The sequence below is a fragment of the Pseudomonas sp. genome, assembly GCF_040514055.1.
GTDB lineage: Bacteria > Pseudomonadota > Gammaproteobacteria > Pseudomonadales > Pseudomonadaceae > Aquipseudomonas.
In genome coordinates this window covers 65,167-87,118 of record NZ_JBEVDL010000037.1, presented here as the reverse complement: position 1 = coordinate 87,118, position 21,952 = coordinate 65,167, and the positions used below count along the sequence as shown (strand labels likewise).

Below are 21,952 nucleotides of genomic sequence, written 5' to 3'. Positions count from 1 at the left end.
CTTCGGGCCGTATCGCGTGAATGTCGGGTCTTATAATTACGACAATGCCTGCAACCGCTTCTATTTTTACAATACCAGCAAGAGAAACTATCAGTGCGCCTGGAGTGCCATGTATAACCCAGGCCCGTTGAAGTAATAAGCAATACCTTCACCCGCATCCGCGGCCGCCCCCTCACCCCAACCCTCTCCCGGCGGGAGAGGGGGGGCTGGGCGAATGGGGATTTTCCCCGCACCCTGTGGCGCCATGGTGCGCATTGGGTGAGTGCGACTTTTCCCCTCTCCCTGGGGAGAGGGCCAGGGTGAGGGGGGTATTCAGAAACGCAAAAGCCGCGCGGGTGCGCGGCTTCTGGGGTGTCGCTGAACGCTTAGACGTTGAAGCGGAAATGCATCACATCGCCGTCCTTGACGATGTATTCCTTGCCTTCCAGGCGCCATTTGCCGGCTTCCTTGGCGCCGGCTTCGCCCTTGAACTGGATAAAGTCGTCGTAGGCGATGACTTCGGCGCGGATAAAGCCTTTTTCGAAGTCGGTGTGAATCACGGCCGCGCCTTGCGGGGCGGTGGCGCCGATGCGCACGGTCCAGGCCCGGACTTCCTTCACGCCCGCGGTGAAGTAGGTCTGCAGGTTGAGCAACTGGTAGCCGGCGCGGATCACCCGGTTCAGGCCCGGCTCTTCCATGCCCAGGTCGGCGAGGAACTCGGCTTTTTCATCGTCTTCCAGTTCGCCGATCTCGGCTTCCAGCTTGTTGCAGATCGGCACCACAATGGCGCCCTCGGCATCGGCGATGGTGCGTACCACGTCCAGCAGCGGGTTGTTCTCGAAGCCGTCCTCGGCGACGTTGGCGATGTACATCACCGGCTTGACGGTCAGCAGGTGGAAGCTCTTGATCAGCTGCTTGTCATCGTCACTGAGGGTCTTGAGCAGGGTGCGCGCCGGCTTGCCTTCGCTGAAATGCGGGATCAGCTTTTCCATCAGGGCCTTTTGCGCCACAGCCTCCTTGTCGCCACCCTTGGCGTTGCGGGTGACCTTCTGCAGCTGTTTCTCGAGACTGTCGAGGTCGGCGAAGATCAGCTCGAGGTCGATGATCTCGATGTCGCGCTTGGGGTCGACGCTGTTGGAGACGTGAATCACGTTCTCGTCCTGGAAGCAGCGCACCACGTGGGCGATGGCATCGGTCTCGCGGATATTGGCCAGGAACTTGTTGCCCAGGCCCTCACCCTTGGACGCGCCTGCCACCAGGCCGGCGATGTCGACGAACTCCATGGTGGTCGGCAGCACGCGCTCGGGCTTGACGATGGCGGCCAGGGCTTCCAGGCGCGCATCGGGCATCGGCACGATGCCGGTATTGGGCTCGATGGTGCAGAAGGGGAAGTTCTCCGCGCTGATACCGGCCTTGGTCAGGGCATTGAACAGGGTGGACTTGCCGACGTTGGGCAGGCCGACGATGCCGCAGTTGAATCCCATGGTGTATTCCTCGCGGAGCGTTAAGAGGTGGCTTTCTGGCTGTGCAGGCTGTGCATCGCTTTGCTCCAGTTACCGGCGAGCATGTCCGGCAGCACGCCGAGGGCATTATCGATACTGCTGTCCAGCAGGTCCTGCTCGCTGCGCGGGGCGCGACCGAGCACGAAGTTGGAGACCTGGCTGCTGTGGCCCGGATGGCCGATGCCCAGCCGCAGGCGGTGAAAACTGTTCTGGTTGCCGAGCTGGGCGATGATGTCGCGCAGCCCGTTATGCCCGCCGTGCCCGCCACCCTGTTTGAGTTTGGCGACGCCGGGGAGCATGTCGAGTTCGTCGTGAGCCACCAGCAGCGCCTCCGGGGTGATTCGGAAGAAATTCGCCAAGGCCGCCACGGCCTGGCCGCTGCGGTTCATAAAGGTGGTGGGGATCAGCAGACGAACATCGCGTCCCTGGTGGCTGAATTTACCAACCAGGCCGAAATATTTGCGATCAGGCAGCAATTGAACACCTTGGCTCGCGGCCAGGCGCTCAACAAAAAGGGCCCCTGCGTTATGCCGGGTCTGTTCGTATTCAGGGCCGGGGTTACCCAGGCCGACGATCAGTTGTATGGCAGTCACGACAGGAGCCCTTGTTCAGGCAGACGAGTAAAGCTTACTCGGCAGCGCCTTCTTCTTTAGCGACACGCGAAGCGTGGACGTTGGCCACAGCCAGGTCGTTGCCGTGCGCCAGTGCGACGAACTCAACGCCTTTAGGGGCCTTGAGGTCGGACAGGTGAACGATCTGACCGATTTCAACGGCAGCCATGTCGACTTCGATGAATTCCGGCAGGTCTTTCGGCAGGCAGGACACTTCAACTTCCACGATGGTGTGGGAAACCTCGGCGCCTTGTTGCTTGACGGCAACGCTGGTGTCCTGGTTGATGAAGTGCAACGGCACGTGCGCGGTCAGTTTCTGGCCGGCAATGACGCGAATGAAGTCGGCGTGCAGCACGTGGCCTTTGGCCGGGTGACGTTGCAGGGCCTTGATCAGCACGTCTTCGGCTTTGCCGTCGACGGTCAGGCTGATCACGTGGCTGAAGGCCGCTTCGTTTTCCAGCAGCTTGGCCACTTCTTTGGCCAGCATGCTGATCGATTGCGGAGCCTTGTCACCGCCGTAGATCACGGCCGGTACCAGGCTGGCGAGACGACGCAGGCGGCGGCTCGCACCTTTCCCCAGGTCGGAACGCACTTCAGCGTTAAGGGTAAATTCGTTCATGGTGACTCTCCAAAATAACAACAACGCCCGCAACGCTTGCGACCGGCGTTCGGGCGGTTCGGCAAAAAAGCCCCGCACGGGGCGGGGCACTTTTCGTTCTACGCGCTGTGGACCAAGGGTTTGACGCCTTAGCGGAACATCGCGCTGATCGATTCTTCATTGCTGATGCGGCGAACCGCTTCAGCCACCACCGGTGCGATATCCAACTGACGGATACGGCTGCAGGCTTGTCCGGCCGCCGACAGCGGGATGGTGTTGGTCACCACCAGCTCGTCGAGCACGGAGTTTTCAATGTTCTCGATGGCCCGACCCGACAGCACCGGGTGGGTGCAGTAGGCGAAGACCTTGGCCGCGCCATGGTCCTTCAGGGCCTTGGCCGCGTGGCACAGGGTACCGGCGGTGTCGACCATGTCGTCGACCAGGATGCAGGTACGGCCTTCGATATCGCCGATGATGTGCATCACTTCCGAGTGGTTGGCTTTCTCACGACGTTTGTCGATGATCGCCAGGTCAACACCCAGGGATTTGGCCACGGCACGGGCACGCACCACGCCACCGATGTCCGGGGACACGATCATCAGGTTTTCGAAACGCTGATCCTCGATGTCATCCACCAGCACCGGAGAGCCGTAGATGTTGTCCACCGGGATATCGAAGAAACCCTGGATCTGGTCGGCGTGCAAATCCACCGTCAGCACGCGGTCGATACCAACCACGGTGAGCATGTCGGCCACGACTTTGGCGCTGATTGCCACGCGGGCGGAACGCGGACGGCGGTCCTGGCGGGCATAGCCGAAGTAGGGGATGACGGCGGTGATTCGCGACGCAGAGGAGCGGCGGAAGGCATCGGCCATTACCACCAGTTCCATCAGGTTGTCGTTGGTTGGCGCGCAGGTCGGCTGGATCAGGAAGACGTCTTTACCGCGAACGTTTTCGTTGATCTCGATGCTGATTTCGCCGTCGGAAAATTTTCCGACAGAAGCATCACCGAGGGGAATATGCAGCTGACGTACGATACGCCGCGCCAGATCGGGGTTGGCATTCCCGGTAAAGACCATCATCTTGGACACGCGTATTACCTGTCGCTGAGGCTGGGCCTAATAAATCAAAAGCTGTTCGAGAAGGCCGCTGGTGCGGAATTCTCGAACAGCTTCCTAAGAATATGGCAGGGGCGGCTGGATTCGAACCAACGCATGGCAGGATCAAAACCTGCTGCCTTACCGCTTGGCGACGCCCCTGTATCCGGTGTGACTCAATGCAACTCTTCAAGGTTGACAGACCACTCCCGTGAAGGAGATGGCAGGGGCGGCTGGATTCGAACCAACGCATGGCAGGATCAAAACCTGCTGCCTTACCGCTTGGCGACGCCCCTATCCGTTTAACTCTCGAACTGCATTCACTTCCCTGCCAGTTCTTCAAGCCTGCGATGCAACATCGAAACGTTGCGCCCCTGGGCTATGAAACACGGCAAAGTGTCTGGAAGTTGGCGGGCGACTTTATCAGCATCGTCCTGGTTTGGGAAGCTCCCAAACACACAAGCTCCAGTGCCGGTCAATCTTGCGAAAACAAATTTGTTTAGCAAGATCAAAGCGTTATGAATTTCTGGATAACGCTTCTGAACCACCGGCTGACAGTCATTACGACCGCACCCCTCAAGAAGGCTGCGAAGTTTATTGGCCGGAGTATCCCGTGTCAACTCAGGGTCGGAGAAAACTTCCGCTGTACTGACAGACACTTGCGGTATTGCCACGAGAAACCAGGGCTCCGGCAGGTCGACGGGGGTCAGGCGCTCGCCTATGCCTTCGGCGAACGCGGCGTGTCCGCGCACGAACACCGGCACGTCGGCGCCCAGGGTCAGGCCCAGGGCCGCCAACCGGTCATGGTCCCACTGCAGGTCCCAGAGGTGATTGAGTCCCAGCAGGGTGGTGGCGGCGTCCGAACTGCCGCCGCCGATGCCGCCGCCCATGGGCAGCCGCTTGTCCAGCCAGATGTCCGCCCCCAGTCGGCAGCCGCTGTGCTGCTGCAGCAGGCGTGCGGCGCGCACGATCAGGTTGCTGTCGTGGGGCACCCCGGGCATGTCGAGGTGTAGCCGTATCTGCCCGTCATCGCGCGGGGCGAAATCCAGCTGGTCGCCATGGTCGACGAACTGGAAAAGCGTTTGCAGCTCGTGATAGCCATCGGCACGGCGGCCGAGGATATGCAGCATCAGGTTCAGTTTGGCCGGCGCGGGCAGGCTCAGGCGCGTGCCGTGGGCCGTCGGCGCGCCGCTCATTGGCCGAGCTGGCGCGGTTGCCAGTCCTTGATCACCAGGGTGATTTCCAGGTCGTGGCCGCGCAGTTTGAGGCGCTCGGGCAGCCAGTAGCCGTTGGCTTCGCCATAGCGCAGGTACTCGACCTGCCAGCCGTCCTGTTCCAGGTTGGCCAGGCGGCTGTCGCCATCCAGGGTCAGCCGACTCTTGCTGTCAGGCGCGGGCAGGCCGCGGACCCACCACAGCAGGTGCGACACCGGCAGCTTCCAGCCCAGCTGTTGCTCCAGCAGCGCCTCCGGCGAAGCGGCCTGATAACGCCCGCGGTTGGCGACCTCCAGGGTCGCCTCGTCGGGACGCCCCGTCAGGCGCGCGGCGCCTCCGCCCAGTGGGCCGGACAGGCGAATGTCGTAATAGGCCTGGCGTTGCAGCCAGAACAGCGTGGCGCTGCCACTCTGGCTGCTGGTGCCCTTGGGCGCGCGTATGCCGACCTTGCCGTCGATCTGCCAGGCGTCCAGGGCTGCCAGGTGCGCCTTGTGCGCCTGCCAGGCCAGGGGGTCGCCCTGGCCCTGCAGGACTTCACGGGGAAACCAGCCGGCGCAACCGCCGAGCAACAGCGTCAGGCTAAGCGCGGTCGTGAGACGAGCGGCCTTCACAGCTGCTCGGAGCCGGTCAGGCGTTGCAGGGTGCTGCGCAGCACCGGGCTGTCCGGTTCCGCTTCCAGGGCCTTGCTCCAGACTTTGCGTGCCTCGCGTTGCTGGCCCGCGGCCCACAGCACTTCACCCAGGTGGGCGGCCACTTCGTGGTCGGGAAAGCGTTCGAGCGCCTGGCGCAGCAGCCGCTCGGCTTCTTCCAGGTTGCCCAGGCGGAAGTTGGCCCAACCCAGGCTGTCGAGAATCGCCGGATCTTCCGGGCTGAGCTGGTGCGCCTGTTCGATCAGCGCCTTGGCTTCGGCGAAGCGAGTGGTACGGTCGACCAGGGTGTAGCCCAGGGCGTTGAGTGCCATGGCGTTTTCCGGTTCGCGCTGGATAATAAAGCGCAGGTCTTTTTCCAGTTGCTGCAAATCGTCGCGTTTTTCCGCCAGCATGGCGCGGGTGTAGAGCAGGTTGAGATCGTTGGGGAACTGGGCCAGGGCTTGCTCGACCAGCGTCCAGGCGCGTTGGACCTGCTGACGGCTGGACAGTGCCTCGGCTTCGATCAGGTACAGCTGGATGGCGTAGTCCGGTTGGCTTTCCCGCGCCTTGGCCAGCTTGCTGGCGGCTTCGTCGATGCGCTGGGCATCGAACAGCAGCTCGCTGATGCGCAGCTGCGCCGGCAGGTAGTCGTTCCCTGGGCCGACCAGGGCATACTCGCGCAGGGCGTTGTCGATGTCCTTCAGTTCTTCGTGGGCGCGACCCAGGTTGTAGTGCGCGGCGTCGGTGTGGCTGCCGCGCTCCACCAGTTCTTCGAGATAGACCACGGCTTCGGCCCAGGCCTCGGCTTCCAGGCAGACCAGCGCCAGGGAAAAGCGCAGGTCGTCATCCTCGGGGAACTGCTGGACCAGGCTGGCGAACTCGGCCTTGGCGTCGTCCAAACGTTCCAGCTCGACCAGTTGGCGGGCATACGACAGGCGCAGCCGTTTGTCGTCAGGGTGTTGCTTGATGCCTTTTTCCAGCAGCGGTACGGCTTCATCGCCACGCTTGAGACCTTGCAGCAGGCGGGCGCGCAGCAGCAACGGGGCAACCTCGTTCCTGCTTGCCGCGTGGTCTTCCAGCAATTCCAGGGCGGCTTCGGGCTTGCCATCCTGTTGCAATAACAGTGCCTTGCCGAACAGCAGCTGGCCGTTCTCCGGGTTCTTCTGCAGCAGGCGCTCGAAGCTCTGCAGCAGGCCGGCGCGGGTGTCCGGGTCGGTTTCGGCGGCGGACAGGGCGAGGAAATCGAAGTGCGTGTCGCCTTGCCCCAGCAGCACCTTCTCCATGTAAACCATGGATTCGTCGTAGCGACCGGCACGGGCCAGCTGCACGGCGGCGGCGCGCTGGGCATCCAGGTTGTTCGGGGCGTTCTGGGCCCAGATCAGTGCCATGTCCAAGGCCGGTTGTTCGGCGCCCAGGTACTCGGCGATGCGAAAGCCGCGCTCGGCCACCGCCGGGTCCTGGGTGGCCTGGGCCTGCTGCTGATAGTTGCCCAGGGCGATGTCGAAGCGGTTGCGTTGCCCGGCCAGTTCGGCCGTGAGCAAGGCCAGCAGGGTATCCCGGCTAAAGCTGCCGTAGACCTGCGGCGGCGGCTCGACCGGCACGCTCGCGCTGTCCTGCACCGGTGGCGAACCGTCCGGCGTGACGGGTGACAATGCCTGGCAACCGCCGAGGAACAATAAGGCGGCGAATAACGGAAAGGATCTGGTCATAAGAGTAGGGAAACGGCGACTTACCTGGGGTCGGATCATCATGACACAAGCCTTTGGCTAAACCCATGGTCGAGTGATTGGCCAGTGAACCACTAGACGGTGATGCTGGGACCCTCGAATACCCGGGCAGGTTGCATGCCCGGACGCTGACCATCGGCCAGGTCGTCACGCAGGTGCTGGATCAGGCTACGCACGGTCTGGGTAATGCCCCGGTGCGCCGGGGTCAGGGCGTAGAGGGTGGCCGGCAGTGGTGCTTCCGCCGTGCACGCTCGCCTCAGGGTGCCCGCAGCCAGCTCATTGAGGCAGGCGCAGAGCGGCAAGCAGGCGAGCCCCAGTCCGGCTTTGGCCGCCTCGCGCAACATCTGCAGGTTCTCCGTGGTGAAGGCGGCGCCGTGGGGAAGGTAGAGGCGGTCGTGCAAGCGCCAGGGTTGCAGGGCTTGCGGCGGGCCACCGGCGAGCAGGGCGCTGGCGGGCACCTCGGCGAGTCGGCGGGGATCGTCGAGCCGTTCCAGCAGGCGCGGACTGCCGACGATCACGTTGGCCAGTTCGGCCACGGGACGGGCGACGAGTTCGCCGCTGTCGGTGGGGATCTCGTTCAGGCTCAAGGCCAGGTCCAGGCGCTGGGAGGCGAGCTCGGCCACGCTGTCCTGGGTGGTCAGGGCGAAGCTGACCTTGGGGTGCGTGGCCTGGAAACCGGCGAATTGCCCGAGCAGCCAATCGGACAATATGGCCGGCGCAGCCACACGCAGCAGGCCGCCCGGGGCGCCGCGCGCCTCCTGGGCACTGGCTTGCACCCTATCGACCACCGCGAGTACATCCAACGCATGACGGTAAACCTGTTCGCCCAGGGTGGTCATGGCGAAGTTGCGACTGGTGCGGCTGAGTAATTGCACGCCCAGGTGCTTTTCCAGCTGGATGATGCGTCTGCTCAAGCTGGATTTAGCGATGCCGGTGCGCTCGGCGGCGGCGGAAATGCTGCCGGCTTCGACGACATGCAAGTACCAATACAGCTGATCCAGGAGGTTGGCTTGGGTCAACGCATGGGTCAGCTGTTTGGGTGCCGCCGCGGTCTTTGCTCTGGACCGTTCCATAGTGATCCCCTGTTTCGAGTGCGCTATCTTAGGGCCGCCTTGAAAAGCCGCTTCCTGAAGGGGAGGACGCTGGTGAGTGGGGCCCCGCCTACAACAATTCGGGCGCCCGGCATCACAGGCGTTGTCATGGAGTGCAGTGATGCGTGATGAGGATATCTGCTTCGGCCAGGCGCCGCATGTTCTGGTTATCGACGACAGTCCGCAGGACATCGGTTCCCTGCTGGCGCTGTTGCGTTTGCAGCCGTGGCGCCTGTCGCTGGCCAGCGATGCGCGTCAGGGTTACCAGCGGGCGCTGGCGTTGCGCCCGGACCTGATCCTGCTGGATGTGCGCATGCCCGGTATGGATGGCTTCACCCTGGGCCGCCTGCTGCGCGAAGCGCCCGGGCTGCGCCAGGTGCCGATCATATTCCTGACCTCCGCCGGTGCCGTCGAGGAGCGCCTTGAGGGGCTGGCATTGGGCGGTGTGGACTACGTGCTGAAGTCCTGCGACCCCCAGGAAGTGCTGGCGCGGATTCGCATCCACCTGCAACTGGCCCGGCGCGAGCCGTCGGCCGAGGCCACGCGGGCGCCCGGCGAGCCACTGGCGGCCGAGCAGATCGTGCTGCGTGCGGCCATGCGCCTGATCGAGCAGAACCTCGACAGCATGCCCACGCTGGCGCAGATCGCGGCCAAGGTCGGCACCTACGACAAACGCCTGTCGAGCCTCTTTCGCCAGCAGCTGGGCATGACGGTGTTCGCCTATATCCGCGAGGCGCGCCTGCGCCGCGGCCAGGAACTGCTGGCCGACAGCGCACTGGAGGTACAGGACATCGCCGAACGGGTCGGCTTTCGCAGCGCCGGTAATTTCACCACCGCCTTTCGCGAGCGCCTGGGCCTGACCCCCAGCCAGTTTCGTCAGCAAGCCCAGGGCGGCGAGCAGACGGGCCTGACATGAGGGCAGTGCTGCGCTGGGGGCTGCTGTTGGTCGCTGTGTGGGGCCTGAGCCTAGGCCTGGCAGCTGCGCCGCGGGCCTGCTCGGTCGAGCAGCTGGAGCTGACGCCCTGGTTGCACGTGTTTGAAGACCCGACTGCGCGGTTGACCGCGCAACAGCTGATGGCGCTGCCGGAGCAGCGTTTCCAGACCAGCGAAGCGGCGCGGCGGCCTGAGGGCTATAGCCGTTCGGCCTACTGGTTTCGCCTGACACTGGACAATCCGCTGGCCAGCGACTGCAGCCGCTGGCTGAGCGTCGGCGATCCGCGGCTGGAGGATATCCAGGTGCATGTGTGGCAGGCCGGGACCTGGCGAGTGATGCGCGCCGGCAGCCGCTATCCGTTGCAGGCGTGGGCGGTGCCGCTGCGCCAGCCGCTGTTTGCCCTGAACTGGGCACCTGGCGAGCGCATCGAGCTGGCGGTGCGGGTGGCCAGTACCTCGTTGCTGCCGATCCAGCTGCAGCTCTGGTCCACGCCGGCCGCGCTGGCGAATCGCCAGAGCGGCCATATGCTCGACGGCATCGTCCTCGGGCTGGTGATCCTGGTGGTGCCGTTCAGCCTGGTATTGGGCGGCATCCTGCGCTCGCGTCTGCTGAGCACCAATGCCCTGTCGGTGTTCGGCTACCTGGTGGTTATCTGCCTGGTCAACGGTTACCTGTTCTACTGGCCGCCAGCGTTGCCCTGGACCCGTGAGTTCATCCTGGTGGCGGGTTGCGTCTCCTTCTTTTTCTTTCTCGCCTTTTTGCGCGTGCTGTTGCGGGTGGGTCATTTACCCTCCGGTTGGGGGCGTGCCTACACCGTGCTGTTGCTGCTCTATACGGTGCTGGCCCTCGGCGAGCTGGTGGGCGACTACGAGCTGGCGCGGGCACTGCGCGCCGACCTGCGGATAAGTGTCTATCCCCTGGTCGTCGCTACGTTGCTGACGGGCTGGCGCCGCCAGCTGCGCTATGACTGGCTGGTCTGGCTGATCGCGGGGTTGTTGCTGCTGCAGTTCGTGGTGCGTTATGTACTGCAGTGGTGGCAGTTGCCGTGGCAGGCACCGGCGCAGGTCCTGAGCATTTCTTCGGTGCTGCCGGGTGTGCTGCTGCTGGTCTGTACCCTGGTGATGGAGGTGAGTCGCACCCGGGTGCGGGAAAAACGCGCCTTGGGTGAGCTGGAGCGCCAGCAGCAGGCGGAGCACGCCAAACTGGAGCGCCTGGTGGCGCTGCGTACCGGGCAACTCAACGATTCGCTGCGTGCACGGACCTCGCTGATGGCGCGCATCAGCCACGACCTGCGCTCGCCCCTGGTGAGTATCATCGACTACGCGCGGCTGATGCGCATGGAGGCTGGAGGCGACTACCCGCAGAAAATCGAGCGCCACGCACGCCAGCAGTTGGAGCTGATCGACGAGTTGCTGGAATTTTCCCGCAGCGAATCGGAGCAGATGGAGCTGATCCTGGCGCCTGGCTACCTGTACGGTTTCCTGCGCGAAATAGAAGAGGAAGGCGCCGTCCTGGCCGTGCGCCAGGGCAACCGCTTCGAGGTCCGACTGGGCGAGGACCTGCCGAGCCTGGTGCGTGCCGACTTCCGGCGCCTGCGCCAGGTGCTGGTCAACCTGCTGGTCAACGCCGCCAAGTTCACCCGTGATGGGCATATCACCCTGGAGGTCGAGGGCGGCGCCGGCGACTCCGCGCAGTGGGTGCGCCTGCGCTTTACGCTCAGCGACACCGGCATCGGTATCGCCGCGAGCGAGCGCGAACATGTGCTGCAGCCCTTTAGCCGGGGGCGCAATGCCGGGTCGCATCCGGGCAGCGGGCTCGGGCTGTCCATCGTCACGCAGATGCTGCAGCGCATGGACAGCCGGCTCGAGCTGGAGGTGCCGGAGCAGGGTGGCAGCCGCTTCAGTTTCAGCCTGCAGCTCGAGCGCGCCACCGAACAGGACCTCGATAACGCCTTGGTCGAGAGCCATGGTTTGCCGGTCGACGGCGAGGGGCGGCGCATTTTGCTGGTCGACGACGTGGAGCAGAACCGCGAGTGGTTGGGCGACCTGTTGGCGGGTTACGGTTTCGAGGTGAACGGTGCCGAGCATGGCGAGCAGGCCCTGGAGGCGCTGCAGCAGGCGCCCTATGACCTGTTGATCAGCGACCAGATGATGCCGGTCATGGATGGCTGGCACTTGCTGCGCCACGTGCGCCAGCGCTGGGCGCGCTTGCCTGTCCTGCTCTATTCCGCCGCGCCGGCGCAGCGCCCCCCGCAGTTTCCCGAACACCTGGCCTTTGACGCGGCGCTGCTCAAGCCCGCCAGCAGCGGCGAGTTGCTGACCCAGGTCGAGGCCTTGACCCGCGAAGCCCAAACCCGACGCTTGACCTGCCCCCTCTGAAGAGCCTTGACCATGTTGAAGTTGTCGCCGCCCCGCGGCTCGTGGCTCCCTTGCCTGCTTGGCCTGGCGCTGCCGCTGTCGACCCGGGCCGCACCGCCAGCGCCGGTGGCCCTCGAGGAGGTGACAGTGACTGCCCGTCATCGCCCCGAAGCTGCCCGGGATGTGCCGATTGCCCTGACCGTGCTGGACGGCGAAGCGCTTGCCGCCGCCGGCCTGTACCGCCTGCAGGATATCCAGGAGCGCGTGCCGGGCCTGGTGGTGTCGGGTCATAACGAGCGTTTTGCCGGCTTCGGCCTGCGCGGCTTCGGCGCCACCGCCTACAACGATGGCCTGGACCCCAGTGTCGGCACCTTCATCGATGGCGTCTACCTGGGCCGCCAGGGCATGGCCTTCGCCGAGTTGCTGGACATCGAGCGCATCGAAGTGCTGCGCGGGCCCCAGGGCACCTTGTTTGGCAAGAACACCAGCGCCGGCGCGGTGAATATCGTCACCCGCCAGCCGAGCTTCCAGACCCAGGCCGAGGCCGAGGCCCGCTTCGGCGATTACGGCACCCGACAGTACCGGGCCAACCTGTCCGGCCCTGTGCTGGATGGCGTGCTGGCGGGGCGCCTGAGTGTTTTCGACAGTGAGCGCGACGGACTGGTGGAGAACCTGGAGGACGGCGGCAACCTCAATGCGCTGAACAGCCAGGGCGTGCGCGGTCAGCTGCTGTGGGCGCCGAACGAAGACTTCAGCCTGCGCCTGATCGGCGAGCGCGGCCAGCAGGAGCAGCACGGGAATGTCCTGCTGAACAGCCAGTACAGCCGCGAGACGCGTCAGCGCGCGGCATTCAACCGCTACCCGCTGTTGCCCAGCGACCCTTACCGGCGGGAAATCCGCCTGAACGACCCGGTCAGCTCGGAGACAGTGCAAGATGGGCTGTCGCTGGAAACCAACTGGGCGCTGAACCCGGACCACCGCTTGACCAGCATCACCGCCTATCGCGACTGGCGCAACCGCAATGACCGCGATGCTGACGGCATGGCGCTGTCGGTGTCCCAGGTCGACACCGACCTGGACCACCATCAGTTCAGCCAGGAATTGCGCCTGTCCGGTGCGGCGACCGCTCAGCTGGATTACCTGGTGGGTCTGTATTACCTGCGCCAGCAGCTCGACCGCGAAATCGGCGTGGGTTTTGGCGATCAGGCGGCGGCCTGGTTTCTCGGTGACCGCCCTGAGCTGGCGGCCGTCGGTATTACCGGCCCGGAGCAGATTCCGGGCAACCTGCTGGGCGGCGCGCAGCAGACTTTCGACGGTGAACAGGCCGGTGACAGTCGGGCGATTTTCGGTCAGCTGTCCTGGCGCCCCGTCGATCCGCTGGAGCTGACCGCGGGACTGCGCTACACCGCCGAACGCAAGTCCGCCTGGATCTCGCGCCAGGTGAGCAATCTCAGCCCGCTGGGACCTGACCTGATTTCCCAGGTCGGTGGGCCGCTGCTGCGCAATGTCGCCTTGGGCAGCGATTACTACCGGCGCGATTCGATCAGCGAAAACCACCTGTCCGGCCTGCTCGGCCTGAGTTATCGCCTCGCCCCGCAGGTGCTCGGCTACGCCAGCTGGTCACGCGGCCACAAGGCCGGCGGTATCAACCTCGAGGTGATCGGCCCGCAGGTTCAGTCGACCTATGACGCCGAGCGTGCGACGTCCCTGGAAGTGGGGCTGAAAAATCGCTTCTGGGGCGAGCGGGCCAGTGTCGACCTGGCGATCTACCAGACCGATGTGAACGACTACCAGGCCTTGACCTACAGCCAGCCAAAAGACGCCCTGACGCCGCCGCCCCGGGACAACCTGCTGAACGTGGGTAAGGTGCGCCTGCGTGGGGTCGAGTTGGATTCCCTGTGGCGCCTGCACGAACGGTTGGACCTGCGTTTGGGCCTGGCCTGGAGCGATGCGCGCTACCTGGACTTCGCCAATGCGCCGTGCGCCCCGGGCAGCAGCCAGGTCAGCTGCAACCTTGACGGGCAGCGCCTGTACAACGCACCCGAATGGAGCGGTACGGCAGGACTGGATTACCGCCATCCGCTGGACGCCGGGCTTGAGGCGTTCGGTGCACTGGACCACAGCTTTCGCGACGGCGCCTATGCCACGCTCGAGGGTGGTGACGGCAGCTGGCAGCCGGCCTTCAGCTTGACCCACCTGCGTGCCGGCCTGCGCCGGGTCGATGGTGGCTGGGAAGTGGAAGGCTGGGTGCGCAACCTGTTCGACACCCGGCGCATCACCGCAGTGTATGCCTTGCTCGGTGTGGGCGACTACGGGGTGCTGCCCGGGGAGCCGCGGACCCTGGGTGTGACGGTGCGCACGCGCTATTGAGTCGAGCGTGGCGTCGGTAGCGGTTGGCGCTGAGCGGATAGTAGCAACGGCGCCGCATCCTGGCTCCGTCATCCGCTATCGCCGCGCCAGGGTTGTCGCGCCGACCCATCGCGGAAATTGGATCTGCCTAGCAAAACGGGCGTTTTCGGCCCGTGGGTGCTGGGTCAGTGGGCCGCCTGTTCGCGCCGTTTTACCCTCGGCTGGCCGCTCGGGCAAAGCCGTCTGGCAACCGCTGTGCTGCTTTGTAACGCCTGTTTTAGAGCGCTTCGCGTCGAAATAAAAATGCCGCGTCGATGGCTGCCGGGTTTGCCCAAGGGGAATAATTATCGGTTTATGGGAACTTGCATGCCGATTTCGCGTCTCGCTTTTGCCCCGGCCTTTCATGATCATCCCCGCCGGCAGCGGTACCAGATCGCTGCCGTAGACCACACAAAACCAATGCCAATGCTCGACTCGCCCGGTTAGACCAGGTGCCGCGTCCGCTCCGTTCCGGAACGGACTGGCGACCCGCTCCTTGGCGCTAGAGCGTCGCGAAATGCAGCTCCCGGTCTTTGCTGGTGACGGTCCGTCCTGTGCGGCGGCGTCCCGTGCCCGGGTGTGCGCCGTATTCGAAGGGGAAGGGACAGTTGATGCGAGCAGGATTCAAGCAAGGACAGGCGAGGGCGAACGACGTCGTCCTATTCCGGCGCCCCCTGGGGCGGACACTGGCCCCGTGGCTGGTGGTGCCCCTGCTGTTGGGTGCGGTCTCGGTAAGCGCGGCCGACTTGGCGCTGGACTTCCAGGACTCGCCCAATATCGGCGCTGCCGGTGGCCTGTTCAGCTACACCCTGACGGTGGCCAACAACGGCCCGACCGCGGCTGATACCGCCAACGCTGTCAACCTGACCTTCAATATGCCGTTTTCGGGTGGCAATGAAGCGCTATTCGTGGGGGCCACCCCCTCCGGCGCGGGTACTTGCAACTACAACGCCGGCCCGAAAACCGTGACCTGCAGCGGCCTGGGCAACTTGGCGCTCAACCAGTCCACCAGCGCGGTGGTCACCGTGCGTCTGCCCCTGGCCGGCGTCTACAGCAGCAGCGCCAGTGCCAGCAGCGCCAGCCTGGACCCCAACAGCGGCAACAACGGCGCGCCCCAGACCACCACCGCCCAAGCTGCGTCGGACCTGGTGTTGAGCGCCACGCCATCCTCGTCCACCGTAGTGGCCGGCCAGGAGTTCGTCTACACCCTGGGCGTCAGTAACCAGGGGCCGGATCCGCTGCCCGGTGATGCCAGCAGCCGCATCAGTTTCGCGGTGCCGAGCAACGCCTCGATCACCGCGCGCCCGACGGGCAGCGGCTGGAGTTGCCTGCCGGCCACGGGTTATCCGCTGAGCACCGGTACCATCGACTGTACCCGTGCTGGCGGCCTGGCGGTCGCTGCCGATACGGCTGACCTGCTGGTACCGGCCGTGGTCCATAGCACCGGCACCATCACCGCTAATTTCTCGGTCAGCGCCAGCCAGAGCAATGGCGACCCGATGCCCGACGGCAACCCGGCTAACAACAGCCAGGCCCCCAGCGTAACCGCCTCCACCGGCTCCGACGTGGCGCTGATCAAGGGCGCCTCGGCGACCGTTCTCGAACAGGGCACCAACGTCACCTATACCCTCACCGCCAGCCACCGCGGCGGCAGTGCCCCGGGGGCCAGCGGCAGCCAGCTGATCACCGTCACCGACACCCTGCCGGCCGGCATGAACTATGTGCCCGGGTCCGCGTCCGGCACCGGCTGGAGCTGCGACGTCGCTGGCCAGGTGGTGACCTGTACCCGTCCGGGTCCCTGGATCGCGGGCAACTACACCAGCATGCCGCCCATCACCCTGGTGGCCACCGCCAGCGTGCTGGGCTCTTTGGAAAACGTCGCGCAGGTGACGATTCCCGAGCCGGATCCCGACCCGGTCAACAATACCGGCCGTGTGACCATCACCTCGAGTGACCAGGCCAACCTGCGCGGGGCGAAAATCACCTCGTTCGGCAACGACCCGGCCGTCACCCCGATCGGCAGTGCCTACCCGTACAACTATGGCCTGGCGGCGCAAAACACCGGTCCCCTGGTGGTGCGGGCCGGTCAGACCATTACCCTGGTCGACACCGTCCCGGTCAATGTCACGGTCACCGGCATCGCCCCAGGCCCCTGGACCTGTATCCCAAGCAGCCCGTACCCCTTGGTGGGCAACGGCACCACCAGCACCATCAGCTGCAGCCTGACCCTGACTGGCACGCTGGCGGTGAATGCGTACACCCCCCTGGTCGGGCTGACCGCGCACATGACCGCGGCCGGTACCTCGGTCAACCAGGTGTGCTCCAGCCTGTCCGGCACCGGTGGCCGTGACGACGACGCCAGCAACGACTGCGGCACCGCCAACGTCAAGGCCACGGTGGACGAGGTGGATGTCAGTATCGTCAAGACCATCACCAGCCCTGCCGCGCCGCACCTGGTGCGCGCCGGTGAAGACTTGACCTACCAGCTGCTGATCAGCAATGCCGGTCCGGCCATCGCCAGCAACGTCAGGGTGCGCGATTCCCTGACCAATCTGGTCGGCACGGGCAGCGTCCAGTCGGTTGCCATCGACGGCGGCGGCACCTGCAGCATCAACGGTGGTCCGTCCAGCGCCACCCTGGGCGTCAGCAACGGTTCCACGCGGGAGCTGGCGTGTAATATTCCGGCGCTCAATAGTGGTGCCAGCGTGACCCTGACCGTCGTGGTACGCCCTGGCATCGCCATCAGTGGCACCCGTACCAACGTGGCCAGCGCCTATTCCGAAGACATTGGCGACACCGATCGGACCAATAACCAATCGACCATCGTCAGCCCGGTGGACGCCCAGGTGAACCTGGTGGCTGGCAAGACTGCCAGCCATACCAGCATTCCCGCCGGTGCGCCGCTGACCTTCGTGGTGTCGGTGAACAACCAGGGCCCGTCCACGGCCCAGGCGGTGACGCTGACCGACAGCCTGCCCGCCAATGCGACCTTTATCGACCTCACCGCGGACAGCGGCGGCAGCTGTACCACGCCCGCCATTGGCGCGGCTGGCGGCAGCCTGCAATGCACCTGGGCGTCGCTGCCGTCCGGCGCGGCACGCACCGTGACCTACCGTGTGCGGCCGACCACCTCGGGTGACACCGTGACCAACAACGTGTCGGTCGCCACCAGCACCCTCGAGGCCGACCTCACAGACAATGCGGCGACCACCAGCACGCCGGTGACCAATGCGGTCCTCGACATCGTGGTCAACAAGAGCGACAACCCGAATATCGTCGACCTGGGTGACAGTTCGCTCTACAGCATTGCCATTATCAATGGCGGCCCATCGGCGGGTACCGGCCTGACCATGGTCGATACCTTTCCGGTGAATGCGCCGGGGGGCGAAGCGCCGACCGCGGTGTTCAGTTACCAGGGTGAGCTGCGGGTCTACAAGGGCGGCGTCGAGATCACTGCCGACGCCAGCCAGTACAGCTGTACGGAACCCGCGCTCGACGCCACCGCCGGCGTGTTGTCCTGTACGTTCAGCGGCGCGTTCGACAGTGGCTTGAGCCAGGCACGCCTGGTCACCTACCGCTTGCGGGCGGAGTCGATCAGCGGCGTACAGGGCTCCGCGGTGGGCACCAGCTATAACGCGGTGGCCGTTTCGGTCAACGAAACCGAAACTCAACTGGACAACAACCAGGCGGTTGAGGCCACCTCGGCCCGTCGCGAAAACATCGCCACTGATCTGGGTGGCACCAAGACCTCCACCCCGGCGGCGTTGCTGCCCGAGCAGAACGTGGTCTACACCCTGACTGTCAGCAACAACGGCGGCCCCAACGGTGAGCAGGTGGACAGCCTCGGCGCTCAGTTGATCGACCCGCTGCCAGCGGGCCTGACCTATGTCTCGTCGACGCCGTCCGGTGCCTGTGCCGCCAGCGGTACGACCCTGACCTGCCAGGTGGGCACGCTGGCCGCCGGTGCCAGTCGTGTATTCACCATCACGGCGCGGCTGGCCGGTGATTACTCGGGCCCCAATCCGCTGGTGAACCAGGCGCAGATCGATGCGCCGGGTGACTGGAACCCGGGCAACAACACGCCGCGCAACGAAGTGCCGGTGATCAAGAATTCGGTCGGTGCGCCGACCCTGTCGCAATGGGCGCTGATCCTGCTGTCGCTGCTGATGGGGGTAATGGCGCTGGGGATGATGGGGAGCTCGCGTCTGCGGTTGCGTTAAGTGGCGCTTAAGCGGTTCTTCCTGCTCTTCTGCCTGATCCAGGCCCTGCTGTTTGTGCTGGAACTCACCGCTCCGGCACAGCGCTGGGTGGTGCTGCCCTTCACCGAAGGGCTGGCACAGGCAAGTATCTGGCTGATCCAGTGGTTCGACAGCGACGTGGTGGCCAACGGTATTCACCTGTACCACCTGCCGTCGCGGTTCGCCATGTCGATCGAGGCCGGCTGCAACGGCATCGAAGCCTCGATCATCCTGCTGGCCGCCATCCTCGCCTTTCCGGCCGCCTGGCGGCACAAGTTCTGGGGCCTGTTGATCGGCCTGGGCTCGCTGCACGGGGTGAACCTGGTGCGGATCATCAGCCTGTTCTACCTGGGCCAGTGGAACCTGCGCTATTTCGAATGGGCCCATCTGTACGGCTGGCAAGCCTTGATCATGCTTGACGTGCTGGTGGTGTTCCTGCTCTGGTTGCGTTATTTGCGCGGCCTACAGGCGCCGGGACAAGGGATCGAACCATGAACACCACACAGTTGATTCGTCGGGTGCTGGCCTGGCTGCCGCTGACCTATGGGCTGTGGTTCCTGCTGGCACCGGCCATGGCCTGGCTGCTGGCCGGGTTGCTGCAGCCATTGCTGGTCTGGATCAGTGGCGAGTTGATCTTTGCCGTGCAGCACGAGGGGGCGCTGGTGCAGGCCGTGGTGCGCCTGGGCGGCGGCACCTATGGCGACCTGATGGTGCCCGCGGGGCGCTTCGCCGAGGTGCTGATCGAGGTGCGGCCACTGCTCTACGGTTACGGCGTGCCGCTGTTCGCGGCGCTGTTGCTGGCCAGCGGCGTGGGTCGATTGAGCTGGCGCGCCTGGCTCGGTAGCCTGGCCGGCTTACTGCTGATGCTGCTGTTCGGGGTTGGCGTTGGGCTGCTGAAGGCGCTGGTCTTCGACCTGCACCCCTCCATCGCCGCCCCCTGGCAGCTGCAATCCTGGTCACGGGAGCTGCTCGCCCTGGGCTATCAGCTGGGGTTGCTGATGCTACCGATTGTCACGCCGTTGTCGCTGTGGTTCGTCCTGTTCGCCGATCAACTGGTGCAACTCAGCCGTCAACCCCGGGCCGAACCGCCGCGGCCCTGACCGGGTGGAGGGCGCATGGCAGGGTCCGCTGGCACGCCATCGGCCGACCGCGGTCGGTATAGCAGTTGTCCTGGCCGGAGCGAAGTAGGACAATTGCCGGCTTCCGACCCTCACAGCGACTGTGCATGGCCTTTCTCGCCCTCGGCATCAACCACAAGACCGCTTCGGTGGACGTTCGCGAGCGCGTGGCGTTTACCCCCGAGCAAGTGGTCGAGGCGTTGCAGCAGCTGTGTCAGCGCACTCCCAGCCGCGAGGCGGCGATCCTCTCGACCTGCAACCGCAGCGAACTCTATATCGAGCAGGACAGCCTGACCGCCGAGGCGGTGCTGACCTGGTTGGCCGACTATCACCGGCTGAACCTCGAGGAGCTGCGTGCCTGTGCCTATGTGCACCAGGACGAGTCGGCGGTGCGGCATATGATGCGGGTGGCGTCGGGGCTCGACTCCATGGTGCTCGGTGAACCGCAGATCCTCGGCCAGATGAAATCCGCCTATGCCGTGGCGCGTGAGGCCGGTACCGTCGGTCCCTTGCTCGGCCGCTTGTTCCAGGCGACCTTCAGCACCGCCAAGCTGGTGCGCACCGACACCGCGATTGGTGAGAACCCGGTGTCGGTAGCCTTTGCCGCGGTCAGCCTGGCCAAGCAGATCTTCAGCGATCTGCACCGCAGTCAGGCGCTGCTGATCGGTGCCGGCGAGACCATCACCCTGGTCGCCCGGCACCTCTACGAGCAGGGCGTCAAGCGCATCGTGGTGGCCAACCGGACCCTGGAGCGGGCCAGCCTGCTGGCCGAACAGTTCGGTGCCCATGCGGTGCTGCTCTCGGAAATCCCCCAAGAGCTGGTCAACAGCGACATCGTGATCAGTTCCACCGCCAGCCAGTTGCCGATCCTCGGCAAGGGCGCGGTGGAAAGCGCGCTGAAGCTGCGCAAGCACAAGCCGATCTTTATGGTCGACATCGCCGTGCCGCGGGATATCGAGCCCGAAGTCGGTGAACTGGACGACGTCTACCTGTACAGCGTCGACGACCTGCACGAGGTCATCGCCGAAAACCTCAAGAGTCGCCAGGGCGCCGCCCAGGCGGCGGAAGAGCTGGTCAGCGTCGGTGCCGACGATTTTATGCTGCGCCTGCGCGAGCTGGCCGCGGTGGATGTACTCAAGGCCTACCGCCAGCAGGCCGAACGCCTGCGTGACGAGGAGCTGGTCAAGGCCCAGCGGCTGCTGGCCAACGGCGGCGCGGCCGATGAAGTGCTGGCGCTGCTGGCCCGTGGCCTGACCAACAAGCTGCTGCATGCGCCCAGCGTGCAGCTGAAAAAACTTTCCGCCGACGGCCGCATCGACGCGCTGGCCGTGGCCCAGGAACTCTTCGCCCTCGACGAGGGTTCGACGGATAAATCGACGCAATGAAAGCTTCGCTGCTGAACCGACTGGACATCATGCACGACCGTTTCGAGGAGCTGACCGCGCTGCTCGGCGACGGTGAAGTGATCGCCGACCAGACCCGCTTTCGCGGCTACTCCAAGGAGTACGCCGAGCTCGAACCGGTGGTGAACTGTTACCTGAGCTTTCGCAAGGTTCAGGCCGACCTGGAGGGCGCCCAGGCGCTGCTCAAGGACAGCGACCCGGACATGCGCGCCATGGCCGCCGACGAGGTGGCCGAGGCCAAGGACCGCCTGCTCGTGTTGGACGCCGAGCTGCAGCGCATGCTGTTGCCCAAGGACCCCAACGACGGGCGCAACGTCTTCCTGGAAGTACGCGCCGGCACCGGCGGCGACGAGGCGGCGATCTTTTCCGGCGACCTCTTTCGCATGTATTCGCGCTACGCCGAGCGGCGCGGCTGGCGGGTCGAGATCCTCTCCGAGAACCCCGGCGAGCATGGCGGCTACAAGGAAGTGATCGCCCGGGTGGAAGGCGACAACGTCTACGCCAAACTGAAGTTCGAGTCCGGCGCGCACCGGGTGCAGCGGGTGCCGGAAACCGAGTCCCAGGGCCGTATCCATACCTCGGCCTGCACGGTCGCGGTATTGCCCGAACCGGATGAGCAGCAGGCCATCGAGATCAACCCGGCCGATTTGCGGGTCGATACCTACCGCTCTTCCGGAGCGGGCGGCCAGCACGTGAACAAGACCGATTCGGCGATCCGTATCACCCACATTCCCTCGGGCATCGTGGTCGAATGCCAGGAAGAGCGGTCGCAGCACAAGAACCGGGCGCGGGCCATGGCCTGGTTGTCGGCCAAGCTCAATGACCAGCAGGACGCCGCGGCGCAGAAGGAGATCTCCGACACCCGGCGCTTGCTGGTCGGTTCCGGGGATCGTTCCGAACGCATCCGCACCTACAACTTTTCCCAGGGCCGGGTCACCGATCACCGCATCAACCTGACCCTCTATTGCCTGGACGAAGTCCTGGCCGGTGGGGTGGAGGCGGTGATCGAGCCCTTGCTGGTGGAGTACCAGGCCGACCAGTTGGCGGCCCTGAGCGATTGAGTCCC

At 65.0% G+C, this 21,952-nt stretch carries 16 protein-coding genes and 2 tRNA genes; 8 read left to right on the top strand and 10 right to left on the bottom strand.

Features of this window, described 5'->3' with window-relative positions:
- Positions 1 to 365: 365 nt before the first annotated feature.
- The 10 genes from ychF to ABWY06_RS10105 all read right to left on the bottom strand — a co-directional run bounded on the left by ychF (position 366) and on the right by ABWY06_RS10105 (position 8,430).
- Entirely contained in the window at positions 366 to 1,463 is a 1,098-nt protein-coding gene (ychF, locus tag ABWY06_RS10150) for a redox-regulated ATPase YchF (protein WP_353925449.1), read from the bottom strand.
- Positions 1,464 to 1,483: 20 nt separating this feature from the next.
- Positions 1,484 to 2,074 (bottom strand): aminoacyl-tRNA hydrolase, encoded by a 591-nt coding sequence (pth, locus tag ABWY06_RS10145; RefSeq protein ID WP_353925448.1) that lies wholly within the window; start codon positions 2,072 to 2,074, stop codon positions 1,484 to 1,486.
- Positions 2,075 to 2,108: 34 nt separating this feature from the next.
- Complete coding sequence (locus ABWY06_RS10140; protein ID WP_353925447.1) at positions 2,109 to 2,711, bottom strand: 50S ribosomal protein L25/general stress protein Ctc; 603 nt, start codon at positions 2,709 to 2,711, stop codon at positions 2,109 to 2,111.
- A 128-nt stretch (positions 2,712 to 2,839) separates the two neighbouring features.
- On the bottom strand, positions 2,840 to 3,781 hold the full coding sequence (locus tag ABWY06_RS10135; protein ID WP_353925446.1) for a ribose-phosphate pyrophosphokinase: 942 nt from the start codon (positions 3,779 to 3,781) through the stop codon (positions 2,840 to 2,842).
- 93 nt (positions 3,782 to 3,874) lie between these two features.
- Positions 3,875 to 3,949, bottom strand: a tRNA-Gln gene (locus ABWY06_RS10130).
- Positions 3,950 to 4,008: 59 nt separating this feature from the next.
- Positions 4,009 to 4,083 (bottom strand) — tRNA-Gln (locus tag ABWY06_RS10125).
- Positions 4,084 to 4,107: 24 nt separating this feature from the next.
- Positions 4,108 to 4,983 carry a 4-(cytidine 5'-diphospho)-2-C-methyl-D-erythritol kinase gene (gene ispE, locus ABWY06_RS10120; protein ID WP_353925445.1) on the bottom strand — a complete coding sequence of 292 codons (876 nt, stop codon included), beginning with the start codon at positions 4,981 to 4,983 and terminating at the stop codon, positions 4,108 to 4,110.
- A complete protein-coding gene (gene lolB, locus ABWY06_RS10115; RefSeq protein WP_353925444.1) occupies positions 4,980 to 5,612 on the bottom strand; it encodes a lipoprotein insertase outer membrane protein LolB in 633 nt (210 codons plus the stop codon). The genes ispE and lolB overlap by 4 nt, the downstream gene beginning before the upstream one ends.
- On the bottom strand, positions 5,609 to 7,339 hold the full coding sequence (locus tag ABWY06_RS10110) for a tetratricopeptide repeat protein (RefSeq protein ID WP_353925443.1): 1,731 nt from the start codon (positions 7,337 to 7,339) through the stop codon (positions 5,609 to 5,611). The genes lolB and ABWY06_RS10110 overlap by 4 nt, the downstream gene beginning before the upstream one ends.
- A 92-nt stretch (positions 7,340 to 7,431) precedes the next feature.
- Entirely contained in the window at positions 7,432 to 8,430 is a 999-nt protein-coding gene (locus ABWY06_RS10105; protein ID WP_353925442.1) for a LysR family transcriptional regulator, read from the bottom strand.
- Positions 8,431 to 8,569: 139 nt separating this feature from the next.
- Here ABWY06_RS10105 and ABWY06_RS10100 point away from each other — a divergent pair, with 139 nt between their 5' ends.
- The 8 genes from ABWY06_RS10100 to prfA all read left to right on the top strand — a co-directional run bounded on the left by ABWY06_RS10100 (position 8,570) and on the right by prfA (position 21,947).
- Positions 8,570 to 9,364: a response regulator transcription factor gene (locus tag ABWY06_RS10100; RefSeq protein WP_353925441.1), complete on the top strand. Its 795-nt coding sequence runs from the start codon at positions 8,570 to 8,572 to the stop codon at positions 9,362 to 9,364.
- Positions 9,361 to 11,760: a hybrid sensor histidine kinase/response regulator gene (locus ABWY06_RS10095; protein WP_353925440.1), complete on the top strand. Its 2,400-nt coding sequence runs from the start codon at positions 9,361 to 9,363 to the stop codon at positions 11,758 to 11,760. Before ABWY06_RS10100 ends, ABWY06_RS10095 begins: the two co-directional genes overlap by 4 nt.
- 12 nt (positions 11,761 to 11,772) lie before the next feature.
- A complete protein-coding gene (locus ABWY06_RS10090; protein WP_353925439.1) occupies positions 11,773 to 14,109 on the top strand; it encodes a TonB-dependent receptor in 2,337 nt (778 codons plus the stop codon).
- A 722-nt stretch (positions 14,110 to 14,831) separates the two neighbouring features.
- Positions 14,832 to 18,347 (top strand): IPTL-CTERM sorting domain-containing protein, encoded by a 3,516-nt coding sequence (locus ABWY06_RS10085; RefSeq protein ID WP_353925438.1) that lies wholly within the window; start codon positions 14,832 to 14,834, stop codon positions 18,345 to 18,347.
- Positions 18,348 to 18,860, top strand: a complete 513-nt coding sequence (gene xrtH / locus ABWY06_RS10080) for an exosortase H (RefSeq protein ID WP_353925437.1) — start codon at positions 18,348 to 18,350, stop codon at positions 18,858 to 18,860.
- Entirely contained in the window at positions 18,857 to 19,465 is a 609-nt protein-coding gene (locus ABWY06_RS10075) for an exosortase H-associated membrane protein (RefSeq protein ID WP_353925436.1), read from the top strand. Before xrtH ends, ABWY06_RS10075 begins: the two co-directional genes overlap by 4 nt.
- Before the next feature lie 125 nt (positions 19,466 to 19,590).
- Positions 19,591 to 20,868 carry a glutamyl-tRNA reductase gene (gene hemA / locus ABWY06_RS10070; RefSeq protein WP_353925435.1) on the top strand — a complete coding sequence of 426 codons (1,278 nt, stop codon included), beginning with the start codon at positions 19,591 to 19,593 and terminating at the stop codon, positions 20,866 to 20,868.
- A complete protein-coding gene (gene prfA / locus ABWY06_RS10065) occupies positions 20,865 to 21,947 on the top strand; it encodes a peptide chain release factor 1 (protein WP_353925434.1) in 1,083 nt (360 codons plus the stop codon). Before hemA ends, prfA begins: the two co-directional genes overlap by 4 nt.
- The last annotated feature ends 5 nt before the right edge of the window (positions 21,948 to 21,952 follow it).

Bases quoted from the DNA above. Each gene is read 5' to 3' on its own strand.
- ychF (WP_353925449.1), bottom strand. From the start codon at position 1,463: ATGGGATTCAACTGCGGCATCGTCGGCCTGCCCAACGTCGGCAAGTCC.
- ABWY06_RS10140 (WP_353925447.1), bottom strand. From the start codon at position 2,711: ATGAACGAATTTACCCTTAACGCTGAAGTGCGTTCCGACCTGGGGAAA.
- ispE (WP_353925445.1), bottom strand. From the start codon at position 4,983: ATGAGCGGCGCGCCGACGGCCCACGGCACGCGCCTGAGCCTGCCCGCG.
- ABWY06_RS10110 (WP_353925443.1), bottom strand. From the start codon at position 7,339: ATGACCAGATCCTTTCCGTTATTCGCCGCCTTATTGTTCCTCGGCGGT.
- ABWY06_RS10105 (WP_353925442.1), bottom strand. From the start codon at position 8,430: ATGGAACGGTCCAGAGCAAAGACCGCGGCGGCACCCAAACAGCTGACC.
- ABWY06_RS10100 (WP_353925441.1), top strand. From the start codon at position 8,570: ATGCGTGATGAGGATATCTGCTTCGGCCAGGCGCCGCATGTTCTGGTT.
- ABWY06_RS10095 (WP_353925440.1), top strand. From the start codon at position 9,361: ATGAGGGCAGTGCTGCGCTGGGGGCTGCTGTTGGTCGCTGTGTGGGGC.
- ABWY06_RS10090 (WP_353925439.1), top strand. From the start codon at position 11,773: ATGTTGAAGTTGTCGCCGCCCCGCGGCTCGTGGCTCCCTTGCCTGCTT.
- ABWY06_RS10075 (WP_353925436.1), top strand. From the start codon at position 18,857: ATGAACACCACACAGTTGATTCGTCGGGTGCTGGCCTGGCTGCCGCTG.
- hemA (WP_353925435.1), top strand. From the start codon at position 19,591: ATGGCCTTTCTCGCCCTCGGCATCAACCACAAGACCGCTTCGGTGGAC.
- prfA (WP_353925434.1), top strand. From the start codon at position 20,865: ATGAAAGCTTCGCTGCTGAACCGACTGGACATCATGCACGACCGTTTC.